Here is a 6313-nt window from a genome sequence, read left to right on the forward strand (position 1 = left end):
CACGCTACGAGAAAATTCTACTGCCGCATCCCCTTAACCAAGGGGAGGATTACCAGGGCCGCGTACTAACCGTAATCAGCCTTCGGCAAACCCGGGGCGGTTCATATGAGCATTCTAAATGAGTGCATATGCCTTACCCAAAAATGGCGAAAACGTCTTCAATGTTGGTTCCAGTGCCACCCTCGAGGATTAGACGACCTGTCGCCCCAACTCGTTCAGCTCCAATAACTTTTGCATAGGTTTCTGCAGGTCTTGATGAGATTTCAACTCCATCTCTATGCGAGGAGATGCGAAAGAGATAGCGTCCAGACAACGCACTTCCGTCGTTGGCAGATAGGCCGCGCCACAGGACATCTCCAGTTTCAGGGCCGACCGCATTTCTCGCAACCTCTCGGCCATAGGGGTCGATCGCGATCAAATATGCTTGGTCAGCATTGGCGTCAGGCTCCAAATAAACTCTTATCGGATCGCCTGTAAAGCTGACCTCCGAGGTTGTCCGCACGGATTTTCCAATCCACGATGAAAGTTGTGAAAGTCCACCACCTTGCGCATGCTCTAAGATCGCAGCAAGAATTTGATTCGTCTTGGTTTGCTGCTCAACACCCGAGAATGTTGCGAGTTGGACCGCAAAATCGGTACCTTCCATCGGACTAAGTGGGTCTTGGTTCTGGATTTGTGTTGTGAGCATCCGTAGGAACGTCTGATAGTCATCAGGAGCGCCTTTGGTCGCGGTTTGGCTATCTAACTGATAAGGTGCATTTTCAAAATTTATCTGGGTAACTTGTTGCATTTATCACCAATGGATTAAATTCTGATATCTAATCGATTATTTTTTATCTTTTGGTATCTCTCGACATCATCTGGTTCTGAATTGAGTATTGACATACCTCTATCTGCCTTTTCTCTTCTGGTCAGAGGTGACAACACCCCTTGGTTTTTTTCCTGCTCCCCTTCGCCGTCGCCGCGGCGGCTGTTGCTCTGGGGGTATGCATCGTGAAGGGATAGGGACTCAATATGATCTCTCGTATTCTCTCGCGAGGGAATTTGAGCATCGTTGATCACTAAGTGCGAGAGGTTGATATTCTTTAGATTAGTTAAGGAAGTTTTGCCATCGTGTTGATTGTTGATGGATAGTAGGCCGAGCTCTTCAGGTTTTAAATTTTCAATTTTGGTAATGCTTAATGTAGGTTGTGATTTGAATTTGTAATTTTTTTGATCTTCTATAAATGGCGATGAGTTTTCAATACCTGTTGTTCTTTGAGTGGGTTGGGGGGTGGTGTCCTGCGGGTGGTCGGTGGCGGAATTCGGATCGTTGGGGAGCGTGGAAAGCAGATTAGGATTGGCTTTTAATTTTTCGCTTTCGATAGGATTGTATGGCAGGGTCGAATGATTGAACTCGTGAACGAGGTTCTCTTCGTCAGGTTCGGAATTAATAGGGCTGACGGGGTGAGAATTTGTAAGAGGGCCGATATTGTTCTGAAGTTTGAGCGTGTTATCATGTAAGCTTCGCTGCTGGTCGGGTGTCTCTTGTGCGATATAGGGTTGGTTAGGTAATCGACTGTCTTCTCCGATGATTATTATGTCTTCGCCTAGCAGATCTTCAGCGCGGGATGCGTAGGCTGGGACATCCGCCTGAGGGTTGGTAACTGCTATATCAGGCATATCAACATTCTCTAGGGGCTGTACTGAAGGTTGATAGCTATCGTTGCAGAGTGCTTCTTTTTGGTGAACAGCCAGCCATTTCAAGCCGACCTGAACGTCATTTGAAACTGGGGGATCGGTGATTGGCTGAGGGTGGTTTGCAACCATGAACTTCGCCCCCTTCAGGATCAACGTCTCACTATCGGCGGGAGGAGAGGGCTCAAAATGCAACATCGGCTGAGGGAAGTATAGCCTCCGAACGGGAGAGTCACTCTCGCTAGGAGCTTGAGCAATATTTTCAACAACCACCGAGTTTCGACTAGATGTACCCACTAAATCTTTTGGGGTCTCTAGCGTCGACGATTCCGAGCTATGAATTATGGTATCTCTCGGCCTGGGGGCGACATCAACATTTATGTTTTTTAGGAGGAAGGATTCGGAAAGTGCATTGGGATATGTGTTTAATATCTGCTTTGCGAGAATGATGTCGTCAGGATTATCAGAAACTGCAGTGGTGTTCTCGAGCAAATAGGTTGATGTGTTGGAGTCATTCATCGGTGCGTATGAAGCAGCTGTATCTTCGAATGGCTCGAATTCTTCTGAGATGACAATGTATACAGAAACTTCCTTATCAGTATTGTCATCTTGCGCAATTTGCGAAAATCTGTCTGGATCAGGCAGAGTGTAATCTTCACTATATGATTTTTCATCGGCTATTTTTTTTACCGATTCTTTCTCGAGTTCCAATTCAGTATCATCTATAAAATCAATAAACTTTATGAATGAATCGTCAGCCTCTTCTGCGATGCGACCGGTTGAGGTTTCTGCATGGACGTTAGGAACTGGAAGCGCGCGCATAGCACTGATCATCGCCTCAATCGTGGGAGTGGTCGATAATGGGAGCATCATATGGAGAGTTTCCTGTTATTTGCCGCGCATTGAAATCACTACTGGGTAGGATATCTTGATAGATCTAGGTATTTTTAATGTAGCCGGTAGTGATATTTTTGAGGATTTTATTATTGTGAAGATTTTATAAAATTTATTAACAAGTTATGGGGTGTTTTTAAGCGGTGCGTGTTATTTTGTTGTTGCGGATTGGGCGATGTTTTTAGTGGAGGTAGATTTTAATAAATTATCAAAGATCTTTTGCGCATACCTACCTCTCCAGCTCGTCTGTGAAGGTAAGGATAACCTCGTTATGTTAAAGCCAAGTAAACTCTGGAATTGCCCCTGGCCTTGAGTAATTCTCTTAAAATGCTAGGCTGCAGACGCATTACCTTTCACAGCCAGAACGGGACGGTTTCGGCGAGGGCTAAGGCTAATAGGAATATCTTTTCGGCAGTCGTAGCGTGTCGCAATCCTGCGCCAATCCTTCAGGTGCCCGAACATGATCTCGATCCTGTTGCGTCATTTGTAGCCACGCCTGTCGTATTTCACAGGCTCTTGCGGGACTGTCGCCCGGGACTGCAGGGCTCGTCTTCCTTGTCTTTCAAGGCATCACTATACCAATTCGCATCATGGCCCCGATCGGCCTGCAGCCAGTCTGCCTCCAGAAAGCTTTCGAGCAGGGCTGCGGCAACGGCGTAGTCACTCACCTGGCCTGCGCTTACGAAGAGCCGGGTCTGGCGGCTTAGCGCGTCGTCAACAGCATACAACTTGGTGCTCCGTCCTCGGTTGAGCCTGCCCCCCGGACCGTTCCCTCTTCTACCTCCGCAGGCTTTCGGTTGCTTCGCTCGAAGATGTCCGCAGCGCCATCCGGCAGCAGTTTCCTCCATTGGTGGATCATCGTCTGATACACACCGTATTCGGCGGACAGCTCCGGCAAGGTGCGCTTGTCCTAAAGCTTCCTCACGGTTGTTTTTGCCATCAACGGGACCGATTGTGGAGCGACCCTCCCCATCGGTCTTGGCCTCGGATGCGGGGGCTTGGCGGCCTTCTTAGCTTGAGCGATTTAACCACGAGCTCGCTTGCTGCCTTGTCTAAATTCTTTCGTGCGCGATCCGACGCAGCAATCCTATGGGCTGGGGGTCGACCTTGCGGCCTGACACCCCCCGCTGGCTCGCCTTATCAACGACAGGGCCGTATAGGCGATGTGCAGTCCGCTTGCGTGCCTTCCAGCCTTGCCCGCGAGATTGACCTAAGTGAGGCGGCACGGGTTCATGGGATTTAAACAAAGCCGGCTTGCTTAGGCACTCATCCACGCGTGGGGTCGAGGCGCATGCCGCCAGACGCTGAGGAAATGGGACATGAATGGCTTCGCGGTTGTCGAGATCCCAGGATTTCTAGCCGACCTTGCCGGAGATGCGGCTCTATCAACCGCAATCATCGCGTTGCATGCCTTAGCACCAAAATAGGTGGTTCGATGAATGGCAGCTATCCACGAGGGAAGTCTTGCTTTAAAAACAAATGCCTTAAAAGGGGATTGGAGCGGGTGAAGGGAATCGAACCCTCGTATTCAGCTTGGGAAGCTGCTGCTCTACCATTGAGCTACACCCGCGTCGACATCCGCGTAAACCAGCGCGAAGCAGAGGTCAAGATGTTAGCGCAGGCCCATCTCGGCCAAAGCATTGGCAAATTCTGAGGGAAGGTTTGGCTCTTCGGCGCGCCCAGAGGCAAGATCGGCGGGGGCATCGGTGGGGCTCAGATAGCGCCAGCCCTGGAACGGCCGCCTTGGGGTGGCAGCGACGCGTATAAGTTGCGGATCCAGAACCAAGGCGCATCGCGCGATTCCGTCCTCGCCGCGCACCTCTTCAAGTCCGCGCAGCTCTTGGCGCGCAAGCATGACGCCCTTGAAAACCCAGTAAATCGAGCCGCCATTCAACAGCTCAGCTTCGCGTTTGGGCCACATGCGGGTGATGTGGCGCGGAGCCTCAGCCTGCCAGCGCTGTTTCTGCCAGGCTTCCAGTTCGGATGGGTTGTCGCAGCCGACACAAAGTTTGATGAGGTGAACCAGTGAAGTCATGGGTTATCAAATAGGCGTGTCCGGCCCTTACTGCAAGCAGCTGGGCGGGTTGTAAGGGCTTGCGCCATTCATGGGCCGGCAGTACCCCTTGCGCCAATCGCAGGAAAATTCATGACTCAAAACTCCGCCTCGCCGGTTCGTCGGCTGCCCTTGCCTGAATTCGTCGCGATGATGGCACTTGTCTCTGCTGTCGTTGCCTTTTCAATTGACTCGATGTTGCCAGCGCTGCCGGAAATCGCAGCGCTGTTGACCCCCGATGACGTCAACCGGGCGCAGCTGGTTCTGACGGCTTTCATGGCGGGGATGGGGGTCGGTACCTTCTTTTCCGGACCGATTTCTGATGCGATCGGGCGCAAGCCGACGGTGACGATTGGCTTTACGCTTTATGCGATTGCCGCCATCGTTGCGACGCAGTCAAAAACGCTTGATTTTCTGCTGATCGCACGTTTCGTGATGGGGCTTGGGGCATCGGCGCCCCGGATTGCCACAATGGCACTGGTGCGCGACCTGTATCAGGGCCGCGAGATGGCACGGATTACCAGCATCGTCTCGATGATCTTCATCCTGATACCGGCCGTGGCGCCGCTGTTGGGGCGTCTGGTGATGCATGCGTTTGGCTGGCAGGGGGTCTTTGGCTCTTTCGTTTTGCTGGCGATCGTGGGCTGCCTTTGGGTCAATCTGCGCCAGGCCGAGACGCTGACGGTTGATCGTCGTCGTCCGTTCCGCCTTAGCTCGTTGTTCGGGGGCGCCGCCGAGGTCTTGCGCAACCGTCAGGTCGTCCTGATCACCTTGATCCTGGCCTTGGGCTTTGGTCAGATGTTCGCCTTGCTCAGCTCGGCCGAGCAGCTTTTCCGAACGACCTTCGGACGCGGAGAAACCTTTCCCCTATGGTTTGCGGCAATGGCTCTTTTTTCTGGGATGGCCAGCCTTCTGAATGCCAAGCTGGTCTTTCGTCTGGGCATGAAGCGCATGGCCTGGACGGCCTATCGCATGCAGTTGGTCGTGTCTTTGATCATGGTGCCACTGGTTTATCTTGAGCTGATCCCCGAAGCGCTGCGCTTTCCAGTGTTCTTCTTCTGGGCGGTCAGTGTGTTTGCCATGGCGGGTGTGACCTTCGGCAATCTCAATGCATTGGCTCTGCAATCGATGGGTCATCTTGCCGGAACGACGGCATCGGTGGTCTCGGCGCTGTCCACTTTCGGCGCTGTGGTGATTGCGGCGCCGGTAGGGTTGATGTTTGACGGCTCATTGCGCCCAATGGTGGCGGCGACGCTGATCTGTTCGACCTTGGCCTCGATCCTGATGCGCTGGGTCCGCGAGGTCTAAGAACAACGGGCCGGGCGCTGATGGGCGCCCTATCCGCAAATGAAGGCCTGTTCGCATGTGAAGGCGCGGGCCAGAGATCCAGATCCGCGTTCAACCCATTGCCTGAGGTCATTTGATCGCGCAAACTTTGGCTATGGAAAAGGCCAAATTAAGCGTCAGACGAGCGACCCAAGGCAATGTCCCCCGTTTGCTGGATCTTTATGAGCATCTCATCCCGGGTGACCCTCGTCCTGATGATGCAGCTGCGATCAAAGCCTTCGCTCAGTTTCACAGCTACACGGGAAGCGCAATTTTTCTTGGTGAAATCGCCGATGTGCCCGTTGTCTGGTAATCCTCCCCGTTTTAACGGGGTTTGGCCGTAGAGTTCACGCAGCCATTTTC

Annotated in this window: 5 protein-coding genes, 1 tRNA gene and 1 pseudogene; 1 reads left to right on the top strand and 6 read right to left on the bottom strand. The window is 52.3% G+C overall.

Annotated features, from left to right (window positions below):
* Positions 1-133 precede the first annotated feature (133 nt).
* The 5 genes and pseudogenes from RTS12_RS19535 to RTS12_RS19555 all read right to left on the bottom strand — a co-directional run bounded on the left by RTS12_RS19535 (position 134) and on the right by RTS12_RS19555 (position 4606).
* Entirely contained in the window at positions 134-790 is a 657-nt protein-coding gene (locus RTS12_RS19535) for a flagellar hook capping FlgD N-terminal domain-containing protein (protein WP_312531574.1), read from the bottom strand.
* Between the two features lie 14 nt (positions 791-804).
* Entirely contained in the window at positions 805-2550 is a 1746-nt protein-coding gene (locus RTS12_RS19540; protein WP_312531577.1) for a hypothetical protein, read from the bottom strand.
* Between the two features lie 374 nt (positions 2551-2924).
* Positions 2925-3329 (bottom strand): annotated as a pseudogene (locus tag RTS12_RS19545) (transposase); the annotation flags it as partial.
* Between the two features lie 738 nt (positions 3330-4067).
* Positions 4068-4141 (bottom strand) — tRNA-Gly (locus RTS12_RS19550).
* Positions 4142-4183: 42 nt separating this feature from the next.
* Entirely contained in the window at positions 4184-4606 is a 423-nt protein-coding gene (locus RTS12_RS19555; RefSeq protein WP_312531580.1) for a DUF1489 domain-containing protein, read from the bottom strand.
* 111 nt (positions 4607-4717) lie between these two features.
* Between RTS12_RS19555 and RTS12_RS19560 the strand changes: the two genes are divergently transcribed.
* Positions 4718-5932, top strand: coding sequence for a multidrug effflux MFS transporter (locus RTS12_RS19560; protein ID WP_312531583.1), 1215 nt, complete (start codon positions 4718-4720; stop codon positions 5930-5932).
* Positions 5933-6080: 148 nt separating this feature from the next.
* Here RTS12_RS19560 and RTS12_RS19565 read toward each other — a convergent pair.
* The coding region (locus RTS12_RS19565) for a hypothetical protein (RefSeq protein WP_312531585.1) at positions 6081-6313 on the bottom strand (233 nt) is incomplete at its 5' end.

Source organism: Paracoccus sp. (in: a-proteobacteria) (assembly GCF_032007265.1).
Lineage (GTDB): Bacteria > Pseudomonadota > Alphaproteobacteria > Rhodobacterales > Rhodobacteraceae > Paracoccus.

Coding starts and splice junctions, on each gene's coding strand:
- RTS12_RS19540 (WP_312531577.1), bottom strand. CDS start 2,550: ATGATGCTCCCATTATCGACCACTCCCACGATTGAGGCGATGATCAGT.
- RTS12_RS19560 (WP_312531583.1), top strand. CDS start 4,718: ATGACTCAAAACTCCGCCTCGCCGGTTCGTCGGCTGCCCTTGCCTGAA.
- RTS12_RS19555 (WP_312531580.1), bottom strand. CDS start 4,606: ATGACTTCACTGGTTCACCTCATCAAACTTTGTGTCGGCTGCGACAAC.
- RTS12_RS19535 (WP_312531574.1), bottom strand. CDS start 790: ATGCAACAAGTTACCCAGATAAATTTTGAAAATGCACCTTATCAGTTA.